Consider the following 25,996-nt stretch of genomic DNA (forward strand, 5'->3'; position numbering starts at 1 on the left):
CGGGTAAGTTCTGACGCACCAATGAACCCAGGACAGTTCGTCGTCGGGAACGAACGAGACCGCACGTGAGGTCCCTAGCCTGGAGGGGTGCTGATGACAGTGACAGCGCGCCCACGGGCCAGCCTCGGCCGCGTCCTGGAAGACCTGGGTGCGACGCTGCTCGACCTGGTGCACGGCGCCCCGGATGCCGTCGGTGACATCGGCGGCGTCGTGATCTACGACCCCCAGGACGAACTCCACCTCCCGCACCAGGCCCTGGTCCTGGGCGTGGGCGTCGTCCGCGCGGATCAGATCGTCGACCTGCTGGCCGATCTCGGTGAGCAAGGTGCCGCGGGGCTGGTGCTCCGCGCGCCCGTCCCCGCGGATCCGGCCATCGGGGAGATGGCCGAACGGGCGGGCGTCGCCGTGCTGGGCCTCACCCGCGGTGCGACGTGGGCACAGGTGGCGGCCATGCTGCGCTCGCTGCTCGCGGACGGCCAGGTGCGTGAAGCAGGCGTGGAAGCCGTGGACCAGGCCATGTCCGGCGATCTCTTCGCGCTGGCCAACGCGGTGGCGGCCCTGCTGGACGCGCCAGTGACGATCGAGGACCGCAACTCCCGCGTACTGGCCTTCTCCGGCCAGCAGGACCAGGCCGACAAGTCACGGGTCGACACCATCCTGGGCCGGCAGGTGCCTGCGTCCACGACCCGGTACCTGGAGAGGTGCGGCGTTTTCCGGGAACTGTACCGCTCCGACCGGCCGGTCTTCGTGCGGCCGAACGGGGAGGACGGCTTCATCCTGCCCCGGGTGGCCCTGGCCGTCCGGGCGGGCGATGAGTTCCTCGGGTCGATCTGGGTGGCGGTGCCCAGAGCCTTGTCGGACAACCGCGCCGCGACTCTCCAGGACGCCGCGAAGCTGGTCGCCCTCCACATGCTGAGAATGCGAGCCGGCGCGGACGTCGAGCGGCGGCTGCGAGCCGATCTCGTGGGCACCGCTCTCGAAGGAGGATCGGGCGCCGGTGAGGCGGCGAGCCGCCTCGGCCTGCTGGACCAGCCCGCGGTCGTCCTCGCCCTGGCCCTGCCGGACCCCGGGAACGCCCTCAGCACCGCGGCGCACACCCGCAGGGCGGCCGATCGCCAGCGGGCGGCGGACGCCTTCGCCATGCACCTGACCGCGGCGCACCCCCGCTCGGCGACCGCGCTGGTCGGGGAGACGGCTTACGGCATCATCCCCGTGCCGCATGATCCGTCCGCGGCGGGAAAGCGCGCCGTCCAGCTGGCGGAGGACTTCCTCGACCGGGTCAGCGGCAGGATGCGGGCGTTGATCGGCATCGGCCCGTCCGCGACCGATGTGCGCGGCCTCGCGACGTCCCGTCTCGGTGCCGACCGGGCTCTCCGTGTCCTGCGCCTGAGCGGCGGTTCGCGACGGGTGGCCGCCATCGACGAGGTCAGCGTCCAGGCGATGTTGCTCGAACTGGGCGACCTGGTGGCCACCCGTGGCGACGTCCTGACGGGACCGGTGGCGCGTCTGGCCGCCTACGATGCCGACAACGACATGCGACTGGTGGACACCCTGCGGGCCTGGCTGGAGGCCTTCGGCGACGTGGTCAGGGCCTCCGCGGCGATGTGCGTGCACCCCAACACGTTCAGATACCGCCTGCGACGTGTGGTCGAGGTCGGGAAGATCGACCTCGCCGATCCGGATGCCCGCTTCGCGGCGATGCTGCAGCTGCGGCTCATGGCCCAGTCCTGACCGCCAGCCGCGCGAGAGCCGCTTCCACCAGGCCGGCCGTCGAATCGACCATGGGCAGCACCCGTTCGGCGCCTGCCATCACGAGCGGGATCTCCGTGCACGCGGCCACCCCGACCTCCGCACCCAGCGCGTGGAGCACACGGGCGGCCGTCTCGATCGACCGCGCGGCCTCGGCGAGGTCACCGCCCGCCTTGACGGTCCGGATGGCGGTGTCCACATGCTCCCGCTGTACGGCGGACGGCACCTGGACCACCTCGATGCCCAGTCGCGAACCCGCTCGTTCGTAGAGCCGGGCGGCTCGCGTGCCGCGGGTCGCCAGGACGCCCACCCGGCGGACACCCGGCCGTACGGCCTGGCAGGACCGCAACGCGGCGGTCACCATGTCGAGCACCGGCACCCCGGTGGAGGCCACCAGCTCTTCGACGTAGGCATGAGCGGTGTTGCAGGGGATCACCACGCAGTCCGCACCGGCAGCCCGGAGCCAGCGCAGGCCGTCCAGCATCGCCGGGACCGGCGAGGGGCCTTCGCCGAGCAGGAACTCGGTGCGGTCCGGGACGCTGGGATCAGCCCATATGGCGACCCGTACGTGCTCCTGGTCCGTCTTCGCGGGGGTCGCCTCGACGAGCATCCGGTAGAAGTGCGCCGTGGCGAGCGGCCCCATGCCGCCGAGGACTCCCAGCAGCGGGCGGCTCACGCGAGCGCCTTCAGGAGCGCGGAATGCGGCAGAGCCGCCGCCCTGCGACCACCAGGCGTGATCACCGTCGTGGCTGCGAGCAGCGAATCGAGGACGGCCTCCTCGACCGAGTCCATCACGGCGGTGAAAACGAGGTCCAGTTCCGCCGGACGAAGCTCGGCCCGGGGCGGGGCCGGCCGGGTCGAGAACGCCAGCGCGTAGTCTCCGCTGCCGTGGCTGTAGGCCGCTCCCGTCCTGCCCAGGGCGAAGACGCCCCGGTTGGCGATGCGGGAGAGCTGTCGCGCCGAGCAGGCGAAGTCGACGGCGATGACCACCACACAGGATCCCTCGGCGGACGACGATCCCGCCACCGGCAGGCCCAGGCTGCGCGGCGTGAGCATGTTGCCGCGGACCCGCAGGTCGCCGTCCATGTTCGCCTGGACGAGCACACCGACGGACGCCTCCTGACCGCCGACGGCCACCCGGCGGGAAGAGGTGCCGATACCGGCCTTGTACCCCAGAGCGCAGGCTCCCGTCCCGCCGCCCACGTTCCCCATCGCCACCGGTCCGCTCGTGGCCGTGTCCAGCGCGTTCCATACGTGATCAGCGGTGACGGGCCTCAGGACGGTGTGCGACAACCAGGAGTCGTTGATCTCACCCACCACCGGGTTGATGGTCCGTACCGGTCGCTCCGCCCGGTCGAGTACCCACGTCAGCAACGCGTCGGCGGTCCGGAAGGCGGACAGTGTGGAGGTCAGCAGGATCGGTGTCTCCACCTCGCCGAGCTCCATGACCTGGGTGGCGCCGACGAACTTGCCGTAGCCGTTGGCCACGCTGAGCCCCGCTGGGAGCACCTTGCCTTCCGGGACGATCGCCGTCACACCGGAGTGGACGCCCTGCTCCGGTTCGCAGAGGGTCGTGTGGCCGACACGGACGCCCCTGACGTCGGTAAGGGCGTTCCAGGGGCCGGGTTCGAGCCGGCCGATGACTTCTCCGGCTTCCCGGATCCGCAACTCACTCACTGCCCTCGCCTTCCTCGTGTACGCCGTCCACTCTGTGGATCACACGAGGTCACGGCACCGTCGCGCCGGCCAAGGAAGGCAGGGCCGGTTCGGACGCGCGGACGGTTCCGTACCGGCCGACCAACGGGCACCCACCACGTTGTGCACCGGCACGAAGTGCGGCCCGTACGAGGGGCCGTATTCTCACTCGAAATCCGCGACGCCACGTAGCGGTGCCCTGAGAAACTCTGAAAAAGGCGGAAGGAATTTTGTTTCTCCATTCTTCGGGGTCAGGGCACGGGTTTCTTAGGTATCAGGGCACGGGCCACGCGCGCGTCGCCCATTGAGAGCGCGCCTCCCAGCGCGTGGAGGAATCATGAGTGACTCGACCGGGACGGCCCGTCAGATCAGGGACGTCTTCGCCGCCGCCGGGGCACGGGGCTACCTGTACGCCCGCGAGATAGGCGTGTCCGACGGTCCCCAGGTCGAGGTGGAGGCCGACGAGCCGGTCGTCCTCGCCTCGGTCTTCAAAATCGCGGTGGCGGTGGCCTTCGCGAGGGCCGTCGCCGCAGGCCGGCTCGACCCGGCCGAGCGGGCGACGATCGGCGCCCGCTTCCGGATCGGCGGCATCGGCACGGCCGGGTACTCCGACGACACCGAGCTGAGCCGGCGCGACCAGGCGCTGGTGATGATGACGATGAGCGACAACGCCACGACCGACGCCCTCTGGTACCGGCTCGGTCAGCCCGCCGTCCAGAGCGTCATCGACGATCTGGGCCTGACCCGGACCCGCATCACCGAGTCCTGCGAGGATCTCTTCCTCGGCGTCGTACGCGACCTGTCCCCAGGCGCGTCCCTGTCGGACCTGGAAGAGCTCATCAGGCAGGCGTCCCCGGAAGATCTCGCCACGCTGGCGGCGATCGACCCGGCGCAGGCCAACGCCTCCACCCCCAGGGAGATCGCCCGGCTCCTGGAGGCCGTCTGGACCGACCAGGCCGCCGAACCGCCGGCCTGCGAGCAGGTGCGCTCCATGATGCGCCGGCAGATCTACGCCCACCGGTTGTCCTCGGGCTTCGAGTCCGGCGTCGAGGTCGCCGGCAAGACCGGGACGCTTCCCGGCATCAGGAACGAGGCCGGAGTGGTCACCTACCCCGACGGTCGCAGCTACGCGGTGACCGTCTTCACCAGGGCTCACTCATACGCCGACCGGCAACCGGCCGTGGACGCGTCGATCGGCCGTGCGGGGCGGCTGGCGGTCGACCACCTCCGCTCTGTCTGACCGCGCATCCCGGGGATCCGGCCGTTGGCAGCACCTCGCCGACGTGGGACCGGAAGCCCGGAGGCTGGCCTAGGATTCCCTTGGCGCGGGCGGCCTTCGGATCCCGCCCGCCGGTCGGAGCGGTACGGACGGAGGGCAGCGAGCATGCGCCGTCCCGCGCGCATCCAGGACGTGGCCGCGGCCGCCGGGGTCTCGGTCACGACGGTTTCGAACGTGCTGAACCGGCCGGAACGGGTCAACGCCCGGACGGTCGAGCGGGTCCGGTCCGTCATCGCGGACCTCGACTACGTGCCGCATCCGGGGGCCGTCGGCCTGCGGGCCGTCCACGCCAGGTCGATCGGCCTGGTCCTGCCGGACATCGCGAACTCCTTCTACGCGCGCATCGCCAAGGGTGCCGCGGACGCCGCCTATCGCCAGGGCTACGCGCTGTCCCTCTGTCACAGCGACGACGATCCCGCACGTGAGCAGGAGTACCTGTCGATGCTCGTCGAGCAGCGGGCGAGCGGGGCGGTCGTCGTACCGCTGAGCGCCGACCCCGGGCGGCTGGAGCGGCTGCGGCGGCGCGGCGTGCCGCTGGTCCTGGCCGACCGGACCAGGGCCACCGAGGAAGGCTGCTCGGTCTCCGTCGACGACGTCGCCGGGGGCACGTTGGCGGTCCGGCACCTGCTGGAGGGCGGAGCCAGGTCCGTCCTCGTGGTGAACGGGACGCGCGGGATCCGCCAGTGCGCCGACCGCTACCAGGGGGCCCGCCAGGCGGCCCGGCGCCTTCGCGGTGTCACCCTGGAGCAGATCGTCGCAGAGCGGATGACCGTCGAGTGCGGGACGGAGGCCGTCCGGCGCCTGGAGACGCTTCCCGACGCGGTGTTCTGCACCAACGACTTCCTCGCCGTCGGCGTCTGCCGGGGCCTGGCCGAACGCGGTGCGGACGTTCCGGGAGACGTCAGGGTCGTGGGGTACGGCGACCTGGACGTGGCCGGCCTCGCGGCCCTCACCACGATCCGCCAGCCCGTGGAGGAGCTGGGATCCGCGGCGATCGAGCTCCTGCTCGACGAGGTCGAGGCAGGCGCCGACCATGCCCACGAGGCCCGTGTCTTCGCCCCCTCCCTCGTCGTCCGCGAGACCGCCTGACTCGTCGTCGGCGAGAGTGGCCCCAAGGGAGGGAACCCCGATCGTGACTCCTTGTGACTCTTGGTGACCATGTGATGACATCTGGAATCTTTTGCAAAACGTTTCACATCAGGAGATCGAAGTCGCGGCATCGGCGCCAGGTGCAGCTCAGGGCCGAATCATAAGATTCGCGACCTCGGCTGAGCCGACACCCAGGGGCGCCTCCATGGGAGTTTGATCACTATGGGCATCTTCGCCGTCGCGGAAAGTTCGGTATCGTACGGTATCTGCACGTCTAAGGGCTTGTAAAACGTTTCACAAACCCTTATCGTCGCACCAGCCGGACCGGTGTGCCCGCATGGACCGTCCGTCACCCGCCGTCCCACCCTCCCAGTCGAAAGGGAACCGCGACGATGACCCCTCCGACCTCCACCGGCCCCCGCACCCCGGTCCTGGACCTTCTCGACCCCGTCACACGCCGCAAGACGCGCATCGGCCTGGTGGCCGGAGGTCTCGGCACGTACTGGCCGCAGTTCCCCGGCCTGCTGCCCCAGCTGCAGGAGAGCACGCGGTACGTCTCCGAACGGTTCCGGGAGATGGACGCGGAGGTCACCGACGTCGGCTTCATCTCGGACGCTCAGGAGGGTGCGGCCGCGGCCGAAAGGCTCCGGCAGGCCGACTGCGACCTCATCGTGCTCTTCCTGACGACCTACCTGACGTCCTCGATGGTCCTGCCGATCGCGCAGCGCTCCCACACGCCGGTCCTGGTCATCGACCTGCAACCGACGGAGAAGATGGACCACGCGTCCTTCGACACCGGCGCGTGGCTCGCCTACTGCGGTCAGTGCCCCGTCCCCGAGGTCGGCAACGTGTTCCGGCGGGCGGGGATCCCGTTCCGGTCGGTCTCGGGGTGGCTGCGCCAGGAGGCGGCGTGGGAGCGGATCGGCCAGTGGATCCGGGCCGCGCACGTCCGCGCCGCACTCCGCCACGCCCGGCACGGTCTCATGGGCCACCTCTACCCGGGCATGCTCGACGTCTCCACCGACCTGACCCTGCTGCCCGCCGTGTTCGGCTCACACGTGGAGATCCTGGAGTTCGACGACCTGCGCCACCGTGTCGAGAAGGTCACCGACGCCGAGACCCGTGCCCGCATGGACCTGGCGCGCGAGGTCTTCACCCTGGACGACACCGTCGTCGAGGAGGACTTCGCCTGGGGTGCGACGGTGTCGGTCGCCCTGGACCGCCTCGTCGAGGATTTCGGGCTCGACACCCTGGCCTACTACCACCGCGGCCTGGACGGCGAGCAGCACGAGCGGCTCGGCGCCGGCATGATCCTCGGCGCGTCCCTGCTCACCGCGCGCGGCGTCCCCGCGACGGGTGAGTACGAGCTGCGCACGACCGTCGCCCAGCTCGCCTCCCAGAGCATCGGTGCGGGCGGCTCCTTCACCGAGATACAGGCGCTCGACTTCGAGGCCGGCGTCGTCGAGATGGGCCACGACGGCCCCGCCCACCTGGCGGTCAGCGCGCGCGACCCGCTTCTGCGCGGCCTGGGGGTCTATCACGGCAAGCGCGGCTGGGGCGTCAGCGTCGAGTTCGACGTCAGGCACGGCCCCGTCACCCTCCTCGGCCTCGGCCAGGACGCCGACGGCACCCTCTCCTTCATCGCCTCCGAGGGCACCGTCGTGCCGGGCCCCCTCCTGGAGATCGGCAACACCACCAGCCGCGTCGACTTCGGCCGCGACCCGGGCGAGTGGGTCGACGCCTGGAGCGCCACCGGCGTCGGCCACCACTGGTCGCTGTCCGTCGGCCACCACGCCGCCGACTACCGCGCCGCCGCCGACCTCCTGGGCATCCCCTACCGCCAGGTCTGACCCCGCCACCTGCTCCGGGTCCCTTGACGGGGACCGGGGCGGACCGCGAGGGCTCAGACCACGTCGGTGCGGACCCGGCGGGTGAAGGCGGTCCATTCGGCGGAGGTGAAGACCAGGGCCGGGCCGGACGGATCCTTGCTGTCACGGACGGCGACCCGTCCACCGGAGAGTCTGGCGATCTCCACGCACTCACCGCCGTTGCCGCCCGAGAGTGACGACTTCACCCACGTGGCTCCGCTCAGCTCTTGGTCCATCGTTCCCTCATCTCTTCGATCATTTTCAATGACGCTCGCTGGGGGAGGGCCTCTGCTCTGATCGCCTCGTATTTGGTCGTGATGTCCGCCACGTCGTCGGGCCGATCGGAAACCTGACCTTGACCAGCCGACTCCATATACACACTATTGGTGACACCTCGGGCGTGTGCAATGAAGAATCCGCCCAGAAAACCCGTGGTGTTGCCCGAGTTCAGGGGGAGAATCTGAACGGTGACGTGGGGTCTCTGCGCCATCGAGAGAAGATGGCCGAGCTGATCTGCCATGATTGACTTGTCGCCGACGAGGCGGCCCAGAACTCCTTCGTCGAGGACGACCCAGAGCAGGGGTGGGTCTTCCCGCTCTAGGATGTGCTGCCGATCCATTCGGGCGGCCACGTTCTGCTCCACCTCCTCCGCCACCGCGCGAGGCTCGTTGCTGAAGAGCACGCGGGCATAGTCCGCTGTCTGGAGAAGCCCCGGCATGATGAGTGGTTGCCAGGTGTAGAGGTTCTCCGCGGCCTGCTCGATCTCCACCCATGGGCGGAACCAGGCGGGCAGCCGTGACGAGACGTTGTCGATCATCTCCTTGATCCGGATGAGTGCGCCGCCCGCTCCCAGGACCTCGTCGCAGCGCCGGGCGAAGTCCGCCGTTGGCGCGCGTCGACCGGTCTCCGCCATCGAGATCGTGCCCAGCGCGTATCCGGCCCGGCGGGCCAGGCTCGACTGGGTCAGCTCCGCCTCCTGCCGGTAACGCCGCAACTCGTAGCCGAAGAAGGCGATCGGCGACGCACCGGGGTCGAGCTCTCTCGGATTCGGCATCGGGCACCTCCTCGATTTCACTCCCGGTTTCACAGAAACCGTTGAATGCGATCCGTAATCTTTTATTCACCGACTGTAGCGGAACGGTGCGATGCTGCACGGGAATTCAGGAACCCGAGTGCCGGGCAGGTGAGCATGGATCCCGTGAGCGGTTTCCGGAGAAAAGACGTCGACGGTGAATCGGAGGTGCTGGGAAAGGCGTGTCTGGAACTCGACCCCGCGTCCGCGTCGAAGGCGCGCGCATATGTTCGTGAATGGATCGGCGCGGATCATCCGGCGTACGAGGACGTCAGGCTGGCGGCCTCCGAGCTGGTCGCCAACGCCGTGCTGCACACCTGCCGGAGGAACCCCGGCGACCTGGTCTCGCTCGCGCTCCTGCGGAGGGCGGGTCTCCTCCACGTGGCGGTCACCGATCCGGGAGGCGGCCCCTGGGAGCCGGAGGCGCCGCGGGCCGTCCCGGACGACGAGGAGCGCGGACGCGGCCTCGGCATCGTCGGCGAGCTGTCGCGGTGGTGCTGGGGAGTCCTCGACCACGCGGACGGGAGCCGCACCGTGTGGTGCGTCCTCGGCGGCCACGCGCCGGGCGTGCCGTGCGGGTGAGCCACCGGCCGCGACGTGGATTCGCGCCAGCGGGTGCCGGCGGCCACGGGACCGGACCGAAGGTCACGGCCGACGAGATCAGGCCGGACGGCCGCGGCCGGGCCGGTGATCGTGGTCTGCCGCCGCCGGCGCCGGCGCCGGCCCTACCCGGCTCCGGTCTGCGCGCGGACCATCCGCGCGTACAGGCCGTGCCGGTCGCCCAGCAGGTCCAGCCGGGTGCCGTGCTGGGCCACCAGCCCTCCCTCCAGCGCCACCACGGTGTCGAAGGACTCCAGCACGCCGAACCGGTGAGTGATCATCACGGTCGTCCGTCCCCGTCGTTCGGCGAGGACCGCCTCGACCACCTCCGACTCGGTGATCGGGTCGAGCGCGGACGTCGCCTCGTCGAGCACGAGCACGGGTGTGTCGGCCAGCAGCGCGCGGGCCAGGGCGATGCGCTGCCGCTCACCGCCGGAGAACAACGCCCCCCGCTCGCCCACCGGCGAGTCGTAGCCGTCGGGCAGTGCCGCGATCCGGTCGTGGATCCGGGTGATCCGGCAGACCCGCACCAGGTCGTCGGCCGTGGCGTGGGGGGCGGCGTAGCGGAGGTTGTCGGCGACCGACCCCTGGAGGAGGAAGGGGTCCTGCACGGCGATGCAGATCCGGCCGGGCAGCGGGGCCCGGATCTCCGTCCCGTCGAGCAGCACCTTCCCCACGGCCGGCGGGTGCAGCCCGGCGAGCAGGTGACCCAGCGTCGTCTTGCCGGACCCGCTCGGGCCGACGACCAGCGTGGTGGACCCGGCCGGGATGTCGAGGCTCACACCGGACAGCGCGGGACGATTCTCCTCGCCCGCCCCGGCGTAGCGGAAGCCGACCCCGCGGACGCTGAGCGCGCCGGGCCCGGGGATCCGGTCCTCGTCCGGTTCCGGCTCCGGTACGGGTTCCGGCCGCAGGTCGAGGTAGTCGAACACCCGCTGGAAGGCACCCGTGGCGGAACGGATCTCGGTGGAGACGTGCAGGAGTTGGCCGAGGGGCTGGTAGATCCTCGCCTGCAGCACGGTGAAGGCGGCGAGCGTGCCAGGGGTGATCCCGTCCGTCAACCCGGCCGCCACGAACACCAGGTAGGGGGTCAGGACGAAGAAGACGTGTCCGGCGCTCAGCACCCACTGGGTCACCAGTGCGGAGCGCACTCCCAGCCGGGCCAGCCGTTCGCTCTCCGCGGCGAACCCGGCGGCCTCGTCGCCGCGCCTGCCGTGGACCCGGGACAGGATGACGCCGCCCAGGGAGAGGCGCTCGGCGACGGCGGAGGAGAGCTCCGCGCGGGCGCGCTGGCCGTCTGCCGACAGCCTGTCCAGCACCCGTCCCGACCGGGAGCTGACCAGCAGGACGAGCGGGGCGAGCACCAGGGCGACGCCCGCCAGCGCCGGGGAGAGGAACACCATCGCGCCGGCCGAGACCAGCAGCCCGATGGTCCCCGCGAGCACGCTCGGCAGCGTGTCCTTGACCGCGTACTCGATCTGGGCGGTGTCGCCGGCCAGCCGCGACTGGATCTCACCGCCCTTCTCGGCGGTGAAGAAGGCCAGTGGCATGCGCTGGAGGCGGTCGAACATCTCCGTCCGCAGGCCGTGCACCACCCGCTGGGCGACGCGGGCGGTCAGCCAGGTCTGTGCGAGGTCCACCGCTCCCACCGCGCAGGCCAGGGCCGCCGCGGTGGCGGCGAGCGTGGCGAGCAGCGGCAGGTCCGGGCCGCCCGGACCGAAGAGCGCGCGGTCGAAGACCGTCTGCGTCAGCAGGGGGACGGCGGTGTTGAAGACGGAGTAGGCGGCGATGAGCAGGACGACGAGGAACAGGGCGGACCTGTGCGGCAGGAACAGTCGCACCGTCCTGCGCCGGACCCCGTGAGCCGGTGAGGGCTGCGGATCGGGGAGGGAGCGCTCGTCCACGGTCGGCCTGTCCTTGTCTGGAGAACGGGGCGGGGCCCCGCCCGCCCGGGACCGGGCGGGCGGGGCCGTCACATCAGTTGTTGGTGCAGCCGTCGTGCTTCTTGCAGTGGCTCAGGCGAAGAGCCTCGTTGGCGCCGGGCTCGATCTCCTGAAGGGCCTGCAGGTCCTCGACGTTGATCGACATGGTCGTACCTCCTTGTGTGGTAGCGGAGCCGCCTCGGGCGGCCGCTGCCTGCCGTCACCGTTCCCGGGCGGGAGCGGTGAGTCTGTGGGCGTCGTCGAGCATCCACAGCCGGGGATGCCGGTGACGCAGTCGGAGGAGGAAGGCGGCGGTGCCCGCCGTGCCTCCGAGGAAAGTGAGCGCGGGGCGCCCGTCGCGGCCGGGGACGAGCAGCCGGCCGGAGCGCTCGACCGCCCAGGTCTCCAGGCAACCGGCCAGGTCCGCGGCCTGCCGGTGATAGCGGTCCTCACCGGTGAAGTCGGCCATGTCGAGCAGGAACTCGCCGTCGCCGGGGAGCCCGTGACACGGCACCGTGCCCGACTGCCACCGGGTGCGGTGGACCGCCGTCGCCGCGGCGCGGGCGAGGTCCAGGGCCTGCTCGTCGCCGGTGGCGCTCCAGTAGCGCACCAGGAAGGAGCCGACGCCCGACGATCCGCTGCACCAGTGCGGACGGCGCGGGCGCGACGTCTCCAGGTCTGCGCGGAGGGTGGGCCACCAGGCGGTGTCGCCGTCGAGGTCCGCGTACGCGTAGAAGGTGCGGGCGATCTCGTCGACGGTCGCCGCCCAGTCCGGCCGGTCCAGGATCCGGCTCGCCTGCAGCAGCGCGGTCCCGATGCCGGCGATGCCGTGCGCGAAGCCGAAGTGGTTGGCCCCGGCGAGACCGGAGTCGAAGTCCTGCGGTATCGGCCACTGCGGATGCCCGTCCAGGTAGGAGCGCGCGTCGTGCAGGTTCCGGAAGATCTCGGTGGCGTGGTCCCGCAGCGCCGCCTCCCTGGTGCGCAGCGCGACGCGCAGGACCGCCATGCCGCACCCGGCCAGCCCGTGGGTCACGTCGGGGCTGGGGTGGTCCGCGGGCAGCAGGGCCGCGGCCCGCGCTGCGAACCGCGCCAGCTCCGCGTCACCCAGGGCCGTCGCCGCGTCGCACAATGCCCACACCGCTCCGGAGCGTCCGAAGTAGAGGCCGGGCCGCCAGACGTCCTCCTCCTCCAGTCGCCGTCGCAGCCAGCCGGAGAGCGCGGTCACCGCGTCGGCCGTCTCCGCCTCGGGCAGTGCCTGGGTCAGCACGGCGAGGAAACCGGCCGCGCCGCCGTTCACCGAGCACGGATCGGTCTCGGCTCCCGCGTCGGCGGGGTCCGTCCACGGCGACAGGCCGTCGTCGCGCGCGTCGACCGCCTCGACCAGGTGCGCGATCCCGTCGTCGATCAGGCGGTCGATCCGCTCGGGGGCCGGGCCCGCGCCTTCGGAGAAGGACTGCTCCGGGGTGAGCCCGGCGAGGAACCGTTCGCAGTCCGCCAGAGACCAGCGCCGCTGCGGTTCCGTCGCCATCAGGCCCTCGACGAGGGGCCGCAGCAGGGCCAGCGTGGGGCCGGCCGTGGACGCCGCCGCGATGCGGGGCAGCACCGGCGGGTCCGGGTGCGCGCCGACCGCCAGGAAGTACATCATCGCGCCGAGGCTGTAGAGGTCGGCGGCCGGCTCCGGCGCGGGCCGGAACTCTCCCCCGTGCTCCGCCAGCTCCGGCGCGAGGTAGCCCTTGGTCCCGCCCACCATGACGACGGTGCCCGGCACGGTCGCGTGCTCCAGGTCGATGAGCCGGAGCCCGCCGTCGGGCAGCAGCATCACGTTGTTCGGTGACAGGTCGCGGAACACGTACTCCCGTTCGTGCACCGCCTTCACCAGCTCCACCAGCCGGCCGGCGATCGGCAGGACCGCCGCCGCGTCGTTGCCGAACCCGCTCTCGCCCAGCGGCCCGGCGTTCCCGTCCGACCAGCGTTGCAGCGTGATCCCCGGGATGAACTCCTCGACGAGGAAGACGTGTCCGCCCTGCTCGAAGAAGTCCACCAGGGCGGGCACCGCCCCGCTGCCGGCCAGCCGCTCCAGGGACGAGCGCTCCGTCGCGATCCGGTCCCGCGCGTCCCTGCCGCCCAGGTCGGCGCAGGCGTGCGGGCGGCCCTCCTTGACGACCACCTGCCGCCCGGTCTTGGTGTCCTCTGCGAGATACACCCCGCCGCGGTTGGCGTGCCGTACGGCCTCGCGGACGACGAACCGGTCGTTCAGCATGACCGAGGACGCTCCGGAACGTCGCTGCGCCTGCGGAGCCTCGAACGGGCAGACCGCGAACGACGGCGGGGAGAAACGCGGCTGCCGCTCGTCGAGGACGAACCGGCCCTCGGGGGAGCGCAATCGGATCTCGTAGAACCCGTCGTTGCCCAGCACCCGGTGCCCGCTGAAGGCGCCGTAGCGGTAGTGCACGATTCCGCCTGGCCGGTATGGGCGGTCGGAGAGGATCACAGGCCCGGGAAGGCCCCGGGTCGCCTCGTCCAGGAGGGCGGCCAGGCGTACCGACTCTGCGTCGTCACGCGGGTAGACGGTGACGAACTTCCCGGCCTGCGCACGGCTGCAGTGCGGTTGGAGAAGGTCCCAGTAGTCACGCAGCCGGGCGGGGAACTTGAACGCGCAGCCGGCCTCGGCCAGTACCCGCGCCACCCTGGAGAGGACCACGGGGGCGGAGAGCATCGTCGCCGAGACGTGCAGCTTCCATCCCTGGTCGGGCAGCTCGTGCGTCTTCGGTGCGACCTTGCACCAGAAGCCGTCCTCGGTGATCGACCACTCTCGCGTCTCCGCACGGTCGAGTTCGGCGGCCACGATGTCCCGCAGGAGGTCGGGGTCTTCCGAATACGTACTCATGCGTTGCTCACTCTCGGTCGTCACGGGTTCCCGTACGTGAATGAGGAGAACGTCCGGGATGTTCACCGGATGTTCTCCGGCGACCCGTTGTTCCGTTGGTCATGTTTGCCATTCGTACTTGTGAATGGCTTGCAACCGTTTTAAATCCAGGTGAGAGCTTGTTGGGCGGGCCCAAAAAGCCAAAAGGTAGTGCCCTAAAGTATGAAATGTCCGATTTTCGGATGGCCGGTATCGCGGTCGCCGGTCCTCGTGCGCCTGTTTCCGCCACGTGACGTAGTCGGCGTGTTACACATGCTCCGGCCCGCGATTCAGACGTGTCTCCGGGAGCGGCACCGACGGCGCCGGCCACGCTTCATCGGCTCTCCTGTGCGCGTACTGAGTGCTGTGACTGGAAACGATCACCAGCTTGGCACTGGCATGGTGGGTAGCAGAATCCACCGTATGAGCGAAGATGGTTACTCGTTGCGGGTTGCAACGGCCGACGATGCGGACTTCCTCACGGACATGCTCGTGGCTGCTGTGAACTGGGATCCTGCTCGGGAAGCGGTCGGCCGCGACCGTGTCCTCATGGATCGCCAAACGGCTCGCTACGTCGAAGGCTGGCCTCGGCCGGGTGATCTCGGAGTGGTTGCTGTCGAGGCAGGTGGGCAACCGGTCGGTGCGGCCTGGCTACGATTGTTCAGTCCTGATGATCCCGGCTACGGGTTTGTGTCCGAGGACATCCCAGAACTGTCTGTGGGCGTTCTCCCGTTGTGGCGGGGCAAGGGGGTGGGACGTGCCTTGTTGACCGAGGTTGCTCAGCGAGCAGCGGAACGAGGCTTCGCTCGCATTTGTCTGAAAACGTGTTTGAGAGGTGATCGTTAGCCTCAGCGAGCCCATTCCAGCGGGCGAGGTCCAGGCCGCTGAGCGGGACGACCTCGGGTGATGCGCCGCAGCAACGTGCTGATCGCTGCCCATCGGGTCATCGCCTCGCTGGTCGGCGGTCGACGCTCGTAGTCCCGGGCCAGCCGCCGGTGCATCATCAGCCAGGCCAGTGCCCGCTCCACCACCCACCGCTTGGGATGCACCTGAAATCCCCGCTGACCGGCGGGCTTGGCGACGATGCGCACGATGATGTCCAGCACCTGGCGCGCCCAGGTCACCAGCCGCCCAGAAAAGCCCTGATCGGCGAAGACCACCCGGCAAGAGCAGGTCAGATACAGCCCCAGCAGCAAGGTCGTGGCCCCGGCGCGGTCCCTCTCTGTCAGTCTCCTGTGAGACAGGGGACGCATGAGTCCTTCTGATGTGAAGCAGGGCGAGACAGGACGATCAAGACAGTGACGATGACCCTCGCCGACCAGACCGCCATGACCGGGCAGGATGGTCGCGTGACCGAACAGCAGCCGGGCCGGCCCAAGCGGCGCACCTTCACCAAGGCCTACAAGGCGCGGATCCTGGCGGCCTTCGACGCCCTGCCCGAGGGCAGCGCCGAGCGCGGCGCCCTGCTGCGCAAGGAACGGCTGTACCACTCCCACATCGAGCACTGGCGCAAGCAGGCCGAAAACGGCACCCTGGCCGCCTCGACGGGAAAACCGGCCCGCAGCGCCGAGGCCGAGGAGATGACCCTGCTGCGGGCCGAGAACAAGAAGCTCAAGGCCGAGGCTGCCAAGCTCGAAGCCCGCAATGAGAAACTCGCCGGCGAACTCGGAAAGACCAGAACGGCCCTGGACATCGCGGGAAAGCATTCGCGCTGCTGCAGGACATCTCAAGCAGCGCGGACTCCGACAAGAGCTGAACCGGGTCCTCGATGAATACTTCCCCGATCTGGAGAAGTCGCTCGGTACGGCTAGAGCATGTGCGGTCTTCGGCACATCCCGGGCCACGCTGCATCGGCACCGCAACCCCGCCCCGCCCCGGCTGGGGCCGCGCCGACCGTTTCACCACCCGGCCGAGTTGACCGAGCAGGAGCGCGCCCAGGCGCTGGCGGCGCTGGACTCGCCCCGCTTCGCCGACAAGTCCCCGGGCCAGGTGTGGGCCACCCTGCTGGACGAGGGCGTCTACCTATGCTCGCAGGCCACCATGTACCGGTTGCTGCGGATGCGCGGCACCTCGGGTGAGCGCCGTGCCCAGGCCGTCCACCCGGCCCGCAAGAAACCCGAGCTGACCGCCGACGGCCCGAACCAGGTGTGGTCATGGGACATCACGAAACTGAAAGGCCTGACGCGCGGGGTCTATTACCTGCTGTACGTCATCCTCGACATCTTCTCGCGGAAAGTCATCTGGTGGGAGATCTGGCCCACCGAGACCGGCGTTCTCGCCAAGGAGTTCATCGAGCACGCGATCGCCGCCAACGACGGGATCGCTCCAGAAGCGATCCACGCCGACCGCGGCACCGCGATGACGTCGAACACCGTCTCCGGGCTGCTGGCGCTGCTGGGCATCGACCAGTCCCATTCCCGGCCGCGTGTGTCCAACGACAACCCGTATTCCGAAGCGCAGTTCAAGACGCTCAAGTTCTGTCCGGCGTTCCCGGGTGAGTTCGGGTCCATCGAGGACGCGAACGTCTTCTGCGGGCAGTTCTTCCGGTACTACAACACCGAGCACCGCCATTCCGGGATCGGGATGCACACCCCGGGGTCGGTGCACGACGGCTCGGCACTCGAGATCCAGGCCCGGCGAGCAGCGACCCTGAACGCGGCGTTCCTGGCGCATCCCGAGCGGTTCCGTGGTCGGCGGCCGAGTCCGCCTCCGCTGCCCTCCCGGGTGTGGATCAACAAGCCGTCGACGGGTCTTGAAGCCGGCGAAGCCGCGGCCTCAGCACAGACACCGAACGTGGCTTGATGTCTCAACAGGTTTGACAGGTACCGGGTCCTGCACACTGGCCGGGCGCACCATCACCGCCAGCAGCAGCCCGAGGGTATCGGTGACCACGAACCGCTTGCGGCCGTTGATCTTCTTGTTCGCGTCGTAGCCGCGACTGCCGGCCCCGACGGTGTCGGCACCCTTGACACTCTGACTGTCCATCACCGCCGCCGACGGCTCGTCTTCACGGCCGGCGTTCCTGCGGACCCGCCGGCGCAGCACATCCACAATCCGCTGGGTCACGCCTTGATCCTCCCAGCGCACGAAGTGCCAGTACACCGTCTGCCAGGGCGGGAAGTCGACCGGAAGCTGCCGCCAGGCGCAGCCGGTCCGCACCACGTACAAGATCGCATCCACGATCTCCCGGCGCGGATGCTTCTCCTTGCGGCCGTCCCAATGCGGAGCGGGAAGCAGCGGTTCGATCAGCACCCACTGTTCATCGGTCAGATCAGAGGGGTAAAAACCGTTGTCGTGTCATGGTCCTGCCTGTACCCCGTCATACGACGGCTTCACGATCAGCTCTCAAACACGTTCTGAGTGGGTGTTTGATCCCATGAGATAGTGAATCGCCCGATCCATTCGGTAGCCTGCGTGCCCGGTTTGTGTGCTTTCGATGGATTCCGAAATGGCGGCCTTCGATGAACGGGCTGCTGAGTGCCGGTCTCATCCAGGAAAATCCTGTCTCATCCCAAGACGTGGTGCCCTGTCCTTACCTGCCGGTGAGGAATGCCATTCGAGGTCTGGGCGGCCGATGTGCCGCACGATACGCCGGAAGCATGGCCGAGCAGCGCCCCTACCCCAGCGACCTGTCCGACGCCCGCTGGGCGCTCGTCGAGCCGGTGCTGAGCGCCTGGCGCGCCGACCGCCGAGGCAAAGGCCTGGACATCGGGCGGCCGTGTGAACATGACCTGCGCGCCATTATGAACGCCATCCTCTACGTCGACCGCACCGGCATCCCCTGGCGCTACCTGCCGCACGAGTACCCGCCCTGGCAGAGTGTCTACGGCTACTTCGCCCACTGGCAGAACGACGGCGTCTTCACCCAGCTCAACAGCCTGCTGCGACGTCTGGCCCGCACCGCGGAAGGCCGCGATCCCGACCCCACGGCCTGCGTCATCGACGCCCAAAGCGTCAAGACCTCCGCCAACGTCCCCGCCGCCGGCCAAGGCTACGACGCGGGCAAGAAGATCGCCGGCCGCAAGCGCAGCATCGTCACCGACACCCTCGGACTGCTGCTGGCGGTCATGGTCACCGCTGCCAGCGTCTCCGATGGCGCCGCCGGTCTGCCCCTGCTGACCCAGGCCGCCGCAGACAACCCGACGATCACCAAGGCCTGGGCCGACAGCGCCTACCGCACCAAAGTCATCGAAGGCGGCGCCGCTTTGGGCATCGATGTCGAAGTCGTCCGCCGCGACCCCGCCACCAGGGGATTCACCGCCCTACCGCGGCGTTGGGTCGTCGAACGAACTCTGGGCTGGCTGATGTTCCACCGCCGCCTGGTGCGCGACTACGAAGCCCTACCGGCCCGCTCCGAAGCCATGATCCACATCGCCATGATCGACCTCATGAGCCGCCGCCTCACCCGCGAATCCACCCCAACCTGGCGAGGCGCCTGAAACACTAATCAGACAGAACTCCCGGGATCAAACACCCACTGAGTGAGGGGCCCGCATTCTTCGGACAGCTTCTTGATGATTACTTCATGCTGCAAGCCACCGGCTCAGGTACTCGTTGTGGACCTCGATCGGCCCGCCGAGTTGGGCGTGCGCGGCATACAGCGGGAGCTGGACGGCTTTTTCTGCGAAGCCCTTGCTCGCCCTTGCGGCGGTAGCAGGTGAGCGTGCGGTAGATCGGACAGGTGCGCTCACCGGGCTTGGCGCAGACCAGCCCGGCGATCGAGGTGGATCACCCCGGGTTGGTTGGAGGCTCCTGAACCTGAAAGGGTGAGGAGCTATGGCACCACCGAGGAAGTACAGCTCTGAGCTGCGTGAACGTGCGGTTCGGATGGTCTTTGAGCTTCGTGAGCAGACGGGCGAGCGGACAGGCACGATCGCCCGGGTCGCCGACCAGCTCGGGGTGCATCGGGAGGCGTTGCGGACGTGGATCCGGCAGGCCGAGGTCGATGGCGGGCAGCGTCCGGGCCGGACGACGTCCGATGCTCAGCGCATCGGAGAGCTCGAACGTGAAGTGCGTGAGTTGCGGCGGGCGAACGAGATCTTGAAAGCGGCGTCGGCGTATTTCGCCCGGGAACTCGGCCCCAAACTGCCGCGCTAGTCGAGTTCGTCGATACCCATCGTGAACAGTTCGGTGTGGAGCCGATCTGTGCTGTGCTGGAAGTTTCTCCGTCCACGTATTGGGCGGCCAAGAAGCGGGAGTCGAGTCCGTCGGCTCGTGCGGTCCGAGACGAATACCTGAAAGGAGAGATTCTGCGGGTGTGGAACGGCCCGGGACGCGGTCTTCATGGGGCGCGGAAGGTGTGGGGACAGCTCAATCGGGAGGAAATCACGATGGCCCGGTGCACGGTCGAGCGGCTGATGCGCGAGCTCGGGCTTGCTGGGGTGACCGCAGGCCGTAAGCGGCCCCGCACCACTACCTCCGGCCAGGACCGGCCGGGTGACCTGCTGGAACGCGACTTCACCGCTGACCGGCCGGATCTGCGATGGGTCGCGGACATCACCTATGTGGCGACCGCGGTCGGCTGGGTCTACACCGCGTTCGTGCAGGATCTGTACTCGCGGCGGATCGTTGGTTGGCAGGTCGCCGACCACCTGGGCGCTGACCTGGCACTCGACGCCTTGGAAATGGCGATCTGGTCTCGCGGAGGTGACGTCGGCGGCCTCGTCCACCACTCGGATAGAGGAGTTCAAGGCGGATTCAACCGGTCGTCGCAACACCTTGATCCGGAGGTGTTGCATGGGCAGACCAGCGGGGTGGATGACGACGCGCACCGGGCGGTCGGCGATGCGGTCACCGGGACGGCCTCCGATCCGTCGGGACGTGGAGCGAGCGTTCTGGAGGAAGATCGCAGAGGGGCTGACAAGCGAGGATGCCGCCCTGGCCTGCGGCGTGTCGGGGCCGGTCGGGTCTCGGTGGTTCCGCGAGGGTGGCGGCATGCCGTTGATCGAACTCAGTCCGCCATCCGGCAGGTACCTGTCGTTCACCGAGCGGGAGGAGATCGCCCCTGCTCAAGGCTCAGCACAAGGGGGTTCGCGAGATCGCGCGCTGCTTGGGCCGGTCGCCCTCGACCATCTCGCGGGAACTGCGGCGCAACGCCGCCACGCGAGGTGGCCGCCTGGACTACCGGGCATCGATCGCGCAGTGGAAGGCCGAGCTGATGGCGCGGCGCCCCAAGACGCCGAAACTGGTGGCCGATGACCGGCTACGGGAGTACGTGCAGGCCCGGCTGGCCGGTCAGCTTCAGGGGCCGGACGGCAAACCGGTAACCGGTCCGCGCCCGTCAGCCTGGAAGGGCCGGAACAAGCCCCGGCGTCAAGACCGCCGGTGGGCGCTGTCGTGGAGTCCTGAGCAGATCTCCAACCGGCTCAAGGTGGACTTCCCCGATGATGAGTCCATGCGCATCTCGCACGAGGCGATCTACCAGGCCCTGTTCATCCAGGGCCGCGGAGCGCTCAACCGCGAGCTGGTCGCCTGCCTGCGCACCGGTCGTGCGCTGCGTGTCCCACGCGCTCGCAGCCGGCGTCAGGCCCGCGGCCATGTCACCCCGGACGCGGTGATCAGTCAGCGGCCCGCTGAGGTGGAGGACCGCGCCGTCCCAGGCCATTGGGAGGGCGACCTCATCATCGGCACCGGCCGCTCCGCGATCGGGACCCTGGTGGAGCGCACCACCCGGTTCACCCTTCTGCTGCACCTGCCCCGGATGGAGGGCTACGGCACTCAGGAACGGGTGAAGAACGGCCCGGCGCTGGCCGGCCGCGGTGCCGAAGCCGTGCGGGACGCGATCGCCAAGGAGATCACCGGGTTGCCCGAGCAGCTGCGCCGCTCGCTGACCTGGGACCGGGGGACGGAATTGGCCCAGCATGCACAACTGCGCATCGACACCGGCGTGCAGGTCTATTTCGCCGACCCTCATAGCCCCTGGCAGCGTGGCACCAACGAGAACACCAACGGCCTGTTGCGGCAGTACTTTCCCAAAGGCACCGACCTGTCACGATGGAATGCCGAGGAGTTGGCCGCTGTTGCGTTCGCGCTCAACACCAGGCCCCGCAAGACCCTCGGATGGAGAACACCGGCTGAGGCTTTCAGCGATCATCTAGACTCGCTGCTGAGCAGCAGTGTTGCGACGACCCCTTGAACCTGAGCAATGCACTTCCATCCGCTATGCGGAACGGCTCGACCAGGTCGGCGCGGCGCGTTCTGTTGGCAGCAAGGGGGACTCGTATGACAATGCAGCAGCCGAGTCCCTGAACAGTCTCTACAAGAAGGAGCTCATCGACTTCTATGGCGGCTGGAAAGGCATCATGGACGTGACTATCGCTACGATGGAGTGGGTTGCCTGGTTCAATTCTGAACGGCTACATTCTTACTGCGGGAACGTCCCTCCGGCCGAGTACGAGGAGAGGTTCCACCGATCGACCGCCGGCACTGACCTGACGGCCGAGAACCAAGCGATCTAGCCTCCAACTTCGCCGGGGCGATCCACACCCGGGCGGCCCGGGACTCCAAGCTGTGCTTGGCCGATGAATCCGGCCAGAGCCTGAGACCGCCCAAAGGACGAACGTGGGCACCCGCGGGCCGCACCCCGGTCCTGCCGGTCGCCTACAGCGGAGCGGGGCGCACCTCGATCGCCGGGCTGATCTGCATCAAACCCGGCCGGCGGACCCGCCTGATCTACCGCACGCTCACCTACCACCGCCGCAAAAACGAGCCCAAGGGCTTCGGAGAGAAAGCCTTCCAAGCCCTGCTGAGCGTCGCGCACGCCCAGCTCGGCGGGCCGATCTCGCTGATGTGGGACAACCTGCCCGAGCACGTCAGCGCCGAGATGCGCACCTGGATCGCGGCCCAGGCCGACTGGCTGCTGGTCTATCGGCTCCCACCGTACGCACCCGATCTCAACCCGGCCGAGGGCATCTGGTCCAACCTGCGCACCAAGGTCCTCAACTTCACCGTTCACGGCATCGACCAGCTCACCGTGTTGATCAAGAGTCGGCTCAAATCCATGCAGTACCGGCCTGACCTGCTCAACGGGTTCGTCGCCGAGACCGGACTCGCGATCTCCGATCAGGCGTAACCTCCGGCTTTCTTCCTCGGTACGGCGACGCGTGCACCGGTCCCGCGCCGGTCGTTCCAGCCGTGCGCGGCCGTGCCCTTGGCCGGCAGCGCCTCCAGTCGGGCGGCCTGCTCATCGGTGAGTTCGCAGGCGGACTTGCGCGTCATGCCCGGCGGGTGGGCCACCCGCGGTGGCTGGATTCCTCCGGAGGACATGTCCGCTGTCGGCGCCGCAGTGCCTCGCGCCGCTGTCGCCCGGTGTCGGACGCTCCTCCGCTTCTGCCGGAGCACCTGATACTTCCCGGCTGCCACCTGGGAAAACAGTGAGAATGAGCGCTCTGAACGATGCGTGACGCCCGGATTTTTTCATCAGTGGAAACATGAAACGTCTAGCTGTTAAGTCGAGACTCAGGAATCGCCACTTCTGTCAGGGGATTTATGCTCTACGGAGGCCGAGGCGCAAAGTAGTGTTGCACAGCGTGATCCACTGTCGCTGACAGTGGATTGTCAAACGCTTCTCAAGTGAAATAAAGTTCCCACGAGGCAGGCAAGTGGCGCTTTGGAGCAGCTATAGCAGCAGTGATTTCTGAACACTAACCAGGGAAGATGATTCCCAAGTCTGTCGTCCGGAAATATTGCCTAGCCAACTCCGTAGCCTACGCGCCTCCGATGAACCCAAATCCTCCCAACGAAAGGGAACCAGACATGCGGAAGAAGATGGTTCTAGCCTCCCTCGCGGCCGCTCTAAGCATCGTCAGTGCCGCCCCGGCCACCGCCGCCATCGCCGACTTCACCCCTGCTCCCGATACCACCGCCACTGACGCCGCTTTCGCCGGTACGGCGCCTGCCTGTATCACCCGGGATGTGAAATCCGGCCAGGTAGAGCTGTACAACAGCTGCAGCACAGCCATGAGTGTTAGGGTAATCCTCGACTGGGCTCCGGACTCCGATTGCATTCACCTTAAGCGGCACGAGCGCTTCTTCTACAACTGGACGATCGGAACCTATATGCGCGTCGAAGTCTGCTAGAAAGTGTTTGGCAGCTCGACCTAGTGAAGTCAGAGCATTAAGGATGCAATGACAGGGTTCGTGAGATAGCGGCTGGCGATTTTGTCGAAATGGTCGGCCACGGTCCGCTACTGATTGGGCTTGTCAAGACATCGTTCGGCCAGGCTGCGTCCCTTATAGGCGGTCGCGTCGGAGGCGGGAGGGCGTCAAGGAGGCCCTCCCGCTTTCGGTTGGCCTGATCCAGGCGCTTGAGCACCGTTACTGGAAGCCGGTTGGGGGGCCTTCGAAGTCGCTGGGGTTATGTTTCCAGAAATAGGGTGTCGAGGTAACTCTTCGGCACCCTATCATCGCACCCTGACCTGTATTGATATGCCACGGTTTACCTCGTCGCCTCCTGCGATAATCGAAAAACGATATCAATATGCGGTGGTCTGCCTGGTACTAAGGTTGAACTTGTGGTGTCGTAGGTCTTGACGTGCCTTGATTGCCGGGTATATCGGCAACGTGAGATACGCGCAGGGCGGAGGACTGTCCGCCGAGCGAAGAGCGTTCCGCGAACGGCTACGGTTACAGGCGGCCAAGAGGTTCGCCCGGGATGAGTCCAGCACGGCCATTGCGTGGGACCTGCGGATCAGTGTCCGCTCCGTTCAACGATGGAAGAGGGACTGGCAGGGCGGCGGGGCCACGGCGTTGCGTTCGCACGGACCGGCCTCTCTGCCCCGGCTCGGTGAGCGACAACTCACCGTCCTGGAACAGGAACTGGTCAAAGGGCCCGTCTGGCACGGCTGGCCGGACCAGCGCTGGACCCTGGCCCGCATCAAGACCCTGATCGGCCGGCGCTTCCACCTGACCTACACCCTGCAAGGGGTGCGCAAACTGCTGCGCCGCAACGGCTACACCTGCCAGGTCCCGGGCCGCCGCGCTCTAGGTGTATTGACCATGAACGTTGTTGACAGTAGGGCTTGATCAATAGCGAAGACCTCCGATGTGGTGGAGGTGTCTAGGCTCCACACCACACACGGAGGTCTTCGTGTCCCACCGTAATGCCCGCCTGACCGTTCATGGCAGACGACTCCTCGTCGAACGCGTCCTGTCCGGTCGGCCGGTCGCGCATGTCGCCGCTGAGATGGGCATCTCCCGTGCCACCGCACACAAGTGGGTCCGCCGCTGGCGCACGGAAGGAGAGACGGGTCTGCTGGACCGGCCCAGCAGACCGCACACCACCCCGCACCGCACGCCGGCTCACCTCGAGGCCCGCGTGTGCCGGCTCCGCACCGGCCGCAAACTCGGCCCGGCCCGCATCGGCCCGATCCTGGGCCTGGCCCCCTCCACCGTGCACCGCATCCTGACCCGCCACCACCTGCACCGGCTGTCCTTCCTCGACCGGCCCACCGGACAGCTCATCCGCCGCTACGAGCGTGCCCGCCCCGGCGAGCTGGTCCACATCGACGTCAAAAAGCTCGGCCGCATCCCCGATGGCGGCGGCTGGCGGATCCATGGCCGCGCCGCCTGCCCCGACCGCCGCCGCGTCACCGGCTTCGACTACATCCACTCAGCCGTCGACGACCACACCCGCATCGCCTACAGCGAGGTCCACACCGACGAGAAAGCCGCCACCTGCGCCGCCTTCCTGCGCCGCGCCGCGGCCTTCTTCGCCACCGTCGGCATTCCCCGCATCGAACGCGTACTGTCTTGTCCATCGTCGTTCGAGCTGACGGATCTGATTGTGACGATCGCCCCCCTCTGCTAGGGACTTTTCTATGCCATCGGACGAATACCCCACTTGAGATCATCCTGTGACCAGGAGGTCCATCGCCCGGGATGAAAAGGTTCAGCTATTTACCTTTGGTGAACGTCTGGGTGAACGCGTCCGGCGTCGAGAGGACGGCCATCCTGGAGAAGGGCCACCAGATCACCACAGCGCGGCCGATCACGTCGTTCTCCGCGATTGTCCCCTCGCCTTCCTGCTCCTCGTGACTGCGGGAGTCATGAGAGGCTGAGCGGTGGTCGCCCATGACCCACAGGCGGCCCTCGGGAACAACCTCCTCGAACTCTTTTTTGGAGGGGAAATCGTCGGGGTGGAGGTAGTCCTTCTCGTCGAGTGGGACCCCGTTCACGGTGATCCTCTTCTCGGCGTCGCAGCACTTGACGGTGTCGCCACCGATCGCGATGACCCGCTTGATGGTGTCTATGTCATTCCAGCCCTTGAAAACCACCACGTCACCGCGCTCGACTGCACCGTGTAGCTTGTTGACGACCACGCCGTCGCCCTCGCGCAGGGTGTTCTCCATGGACTCCGACGGGATCCAAAAGAACGGGAAGACGAACCCCTGCAGCAGCGTCGCCACCACGGCACCGCAGACCAGTAGAAGCAGACTCTCGCGTACGGCACTCTTGCGGGAGGGCTTGGGTTGCTTGTTTTCAGAGTTGACCATCATGAGATACCTCCATTAGCCGCGATCTGTCGTGGTGAATTTCGTCGGGCTTGAGCGCCTGCACGAGAAAAGTGCCCATGACCTGGTAGGGTGGGGCTTGCTGGCAGTTCGGCCCACGCCAGTCCACGAGGCACTTTTCATGTGAAGACTACCGTTTCCCGCCACAAGATCAACGCGTTCGCCGACGGCCTGGTATTGACGAAGAAATCCGGGCGTCGCGCATCGTTCGGAGCGCTCATTCTCACTGTTTTCCCAGGTGGCAGCCGGGAAGTATCAGGTGCTCCGGCAGAAGCGGAGGAGCGTCCGACACCGGGCGACAGCGGCG

22 protein-coding genes and 5 pseudogenes are annotated in these 25,996 nt (G+C 68.2%); 17 read left to right on the forward strand and 10 right to left on the reverse strand.

The annotated features are described in order from the left end of the window. Positions 1 to 93: 93 nt before the first annotated feature. On the forward strand, positions 94 to 1,731 hold the full coding sequence (locus tag F4562_RS31630) for a PucR family transcriptional regulator (RefSeq protein WP_221206583.1): 1,638 nt from the start codon (positions 94 to 96) through the stop codon (positions 1,729 to 1,731). Here F4562_RS31630 and cuyB read toward each other — a convergent pair. Then, complete coding sequence (gene cuyB / locus F4562_RS31635; RefSeq protein ID WP_221206585.1) at positions 1,715 to 2,425, reverse strand: cysteate racemase; 711 nt, start codon at positions 2,423 to 2,425, stop codon at positions 1,715 to 1,717. The two genes, F4562_RS31630 and cuyB, sit on opposite strands and share 17 nt — an antisense overlap. Then, complete coding sequence (locus F4562_RS31640; protein ID WP_184540388.1) at positions 2,422 to 3,426, reverse strand: P1 family peptidase; 1,005 nt, start codon at positions 3,424 to 3,426, stop codon at positions 2,422 to 2,424. The genes cuyB and F4562_RS31640 overlap by 4 nt, the downstream gene beginning before the upstream one ends. 355 nt (positions 3,427 to 3,781) lie before the next feature. Here F4562_RS31640 and F4562_RS31645 point away from each other — a divergent pair, with 355 nt between their 5' ends. The 3 genes from F4562_RS31645 (at position 3,782) to F4562_RS31655 (ending at position 7,662) form a co-directional block, all read left to right on the forward strand. Further along, positions 3,782 to 4,684, forward strand: coding sequence for a serine hydrolase (locus F4562_RS31645; RefSeq protein WP_184540389.1), 903 nt, complete (start codon positions 3,782 to 3,784; stop codon positions 4,682 to 4,684). Positions 4,685 to 4,828: 144 nt separating this feature from the next. Further along, the gene (locus tag F4562_RS31650; RefSeq protein WP_184540391.1) at positions 4,829 to 5,812 is read left to right on the forward strand and encodes a LacI family DNA-binding transcriptional regulator; all 984 of its coding nucleotides are present in this window, start codon (positions 4,829 to 4,831) and stop codon (positions 5,810 to 5,812) included. Positions 5,813 to 6,204: 392 nt separating this feature from the next. Then, positions 6,205 to 7,662 carry an L-fucose/L-arabinose isomerase family protein gene (locus F4562_RS31655; protein ID WP_184540393.1) on the forward strand — a complete coding sequence of 486 codons (1,458 nt, stop codon included), beginning with the start codon at positions 6,205 to 6,207 and terminating at the stop codon, positions 7,660 to 7,662. Between the two features lie 53 nt (positions 7,663 to 7,715). On the opposite strand, the gene F4562_RS31660 is transcribed toward F4562_RS31655, so the two are convergent. Both F4562_RS31660 and F4562_RS31665 read right to left on the reverse strand, forming a co-directional pair. After that, entirely contained in the window at positions 7,716 to 7,916 is a 201-nt protein-coding gene (locus F4562_RS31660) for a DUF397 domain-containing protein (RefSeq protein WP_184540395.1), read from the reverse strand. Beyond that, positions 7,901 to 8,734 (reverse strand): helix-turn-helix domain-containing protein, encoded by an 834-nt coding sequence (locus F4562_RS31665; RefSeq protein WP_184540397.1) that lies wholly within the window; start codon positions 8,732 to 8,734, stop codon positions 7,901 to 7,903. The genes F4562_RS31660 and F4562_RS31665 overlap by 16 nt, the downstream gene beginning before the upstream one ends. 144 nt (positions 8,735 to 8,878) lie before the next feature. Between F4562_RS31665 and F4562_RS31670 the strand changes: the two genes are divergently transcribed. Then, positions 8,879 to 9,334 (forward strand): ATP-binding protein, encoded by a 456-nt coding sequence (locus F4562_RS31670; RefSeq protein WP_184540398.1) that lies wholly within the window; start codon positions 8,879 to 8,881, stop codon positions 9,332 to 9,334. Between the two features lie 143 nt (positions 9,335 to 9,477). Here F4562_RS31670 and F4562_RS31675 read toward each other — a convergent pair whose 3' ends face one another. Together F4562_RS31675 and lanL are read right to left on the reverse strand one after the other, a co-directional pair. After that, positions 9,478 to 11,256, reverse strand: coding sequence for an ABC transporter ATP-binding protein (locus F4562_RS31675; RefSeq protein ID WP_184540399.1), 1,779 nt, complete (start codon positions 11,254 to 11,256; stop codon positions 9,478 to 9,480). 238 nt (positions 11,257 to 11,494) lie between these two features. Then, complete coding sequence (lanL, locus tag F4562_RS31680; RefSeq protein WP_184540400.1) at positions 11,495 to 14,161, reverse strand: class IV lanthionine synthetase LanL; 2,667 nt, start codon at positions 14,159 to 14,161, stop codon at positions 11,495 to 11,497. A gap of 441 nt (positions 14,162 to 14,602) precedes the next feature. On the opposite strand from lanL, the gene F4562_RS36730 reads away from it, so the two are divergent. Beyond that, positions 14,603 to 15,025 carry a GNAT family N-acetyltransferase gene (locus F4562_RS36730; RefSeq protein ID WP_184540401.1) on the forward strand — a complete coding sequence of 141 codons (423 nt, stop codon included), beginning with the start codon at positions 14,603 to 14,605 and terminating at the stop codon, positions 15,023 to 15,025. A gap of 2 nt (positions 15,026 to 15,027) precedes the next feature. Here F4562_RS36730 and F4562_RS36735 read toward each other — a convergent pair whose 3' ends face one another. After that, a complete protein-coding gene (locus F4562_RS36735) occupies positions 15,028 to 15,432 on the reverse strand; it encodes a transposase (RefSeq protein WP_375782460.1) in 405 nt (134 codons plus the stop codon). A gap of 45 nt (positions 15,433 to 15,477) precedes the next feature. Between F4562_RS36735 and F4562_RS35525 the strand changes: the two genes are divergently transcribed. Then, entirely contained in the window at positions 15,478 to 15,951 is a 474-nt protein-coding gene (locus F4562_RS35525; protein WP_246473614.1) for a hypothetical protein, read from the forward strand. Further along, on the forward strand, positions 15,932 to 16,981 hold the full coding sequence (locus tag F4562_RS31695) for an IS3 family transposase (protein WP_281403074.1): 1,050 nt from the start codon (positions 15,932 to 15,934) through the stop codon (positions 16,979 to 16,981). Before F4562_RS35525 ends, F4562_RS31695 begins: the two co-directional genes overlap by 20 nt. A gap of 27 nt (positions 16,982 to 17,008) precedes the next feature. Here F4562_RS31695 and F4562_RS31700 read toward each other — a convergent pair. Beyond that, positions 17,009 to 17,449 (reverse strand): annotated as a pseudogene (locus F4562_RS31700) (IS5 family transposase); the annotation flags it as partial. A gap of 329 nt (positions 17,450 to 17,778) precedes the next feature. Here F4562_RS31700 and F4562_RS31705 point away from each other — a divergent pair. The 6 genes and pseudogenes from F4562_RS31705 to F4562_RS31730 all read left to right on the forward strand — a co-directional run. Further along, complete coding sequence (locus tag F4562_RS31705) at positions 17,779 to 18,618, forward strand: IS5 family transposase (RefSeq protein WP_184546846.1); 840 nt, start codon at positions 17,779 to 17,781, stop codon at positions 18,616 to 18,618. 337 nt (positions 18,619 to 18,955) lie between these two features. After that, positions 18,956 to 19,276, forward strand: a complete 321-nt coding sequence (locus F4562_RS31710; RefSeq protein ID WP_184546848.1) for a transposase — start codon at positions 18,956 to 18,958, stop codon at positions 19,274 to 19,276. 35 nt (positions 19,277 to 19,311) lie between these two features. Then, positions 19,312 to 19,857, forward strand: a pseudogene (locus F4562_RS36740) (IS3 family transposase); the annotation flags it as partial. Between the two features lie 79 nt (positions 19,858 to 19,936). Then, positions 19,937 to 21,314: pseudogene (locus F4562_RS31720) on the forward strand (IS30 family transposase). Further along, positions 21,295 to 21,636, forward strand: a complete 342-nt coding sequence (locus F4562_RS31725; protein WP_184546849.1) for an integrase core domain-containing protein — start codon at positions 21,295 to 21,297, stop codon at positions 21,634 to 21,636. Before F4562_RS31720 ends, F4562_RS31725 begins: the two are co-directional and overlap by 20 nt. A gap of 12 nt (positions 21,637 to 21,648) precedes the next feature. Further along, positions 21,649 to 22,250 (forward strand): annotated as a pseudogene (locus tag F4562_RS31730) (transposase); the annotation flags it as partial. On the opposite strand, the gene F4562_RS31735 reads toward F4562_RS31730, so the two are convergent. After that, positions 22,241 to 22,396 (reverse strand): hypothetical protein, encoded by a 156-nt coding sequence (locus tag F4562_RS31735; RefSeq protein WP_184546851.1) that lies wholly within the window; start codon positions 22,394 to 22,396, stop codon positions 22,241 to 22,243. The pseudogene F4562_RS31730 and the gene F4562_RS31735 sit on opposite strands and share 10 nt — an antisense overlap. A gap of 537 nt (positions 22,397 to 22,933) precedes the next feature. On the opposite strand from F4562_RS31735, the gene F4562_RS31740 reads away from it, so the two are divergent. The 3 genes and pseudogenes from F4562_RS31740 to F4562_RS31750 all read left to right on the forward strand — a co-directional run. Beyond that, positions 22,934 to 23,257 (forward strand): alpha-amylase inhibitor, encoded by a 324-nt coding sequence (locus F4562_RS31740; RefSeq protein WP_184546852.1) that lies wholly within the window; start codon positions 22,934 to 22,936, stop codon positions 23,255 to 23,257. 483 nt (positions 23,258 to 23,740) lie between these two features. After that, a complete protein-coding gene (locus F4562_RS31745; RefSeq protein ID WP_184546854.1) occupies positions 23,741 to 24,202 on the forward strand; it encodes a winged helix-turn-helix domain-containing protein in 462 nt (153 codons plus the stop codon). 64 nt (positions 24,203 to 24,266) lie between these two features. After that, positions 24,267 to 24,929 (forward strand): annotated as a pseudogene (locus tag F4562_RS31750) (helix-turn-helix domain-containing protein); the annotation flags it as partial. 142 nt (positions 24,930 to 25,071) lie between these two features. Here F4562_RS31750 and lepB read toward each other — a convergent pair. Further along, complete coding sequence (gene lepB, locus F4562_RS31755; RefSeq protein ID WP_184546856.1) at positions 25,072 to 25,674, reverse strand: signal peptidase I; 603 nt, start codon at positions 25,672 to 25,674, stop codon at positions 25,072 to 25,074. Positions 25,675 to 25,996: the final 322 nt, after the last annotated feature.

The sequence above is a fragment of the Streptosporangium becharense genome (genome assembly GCF_014204985.1).
In the GTDB taxonomy this organism is placed as follows: domain Bacteria; phylum Actinomycetota; class Actinomycetes; order Streptosporangiales; family Streptosporangiaceae; genus Streptosporangium; species Streptosporangium becharense.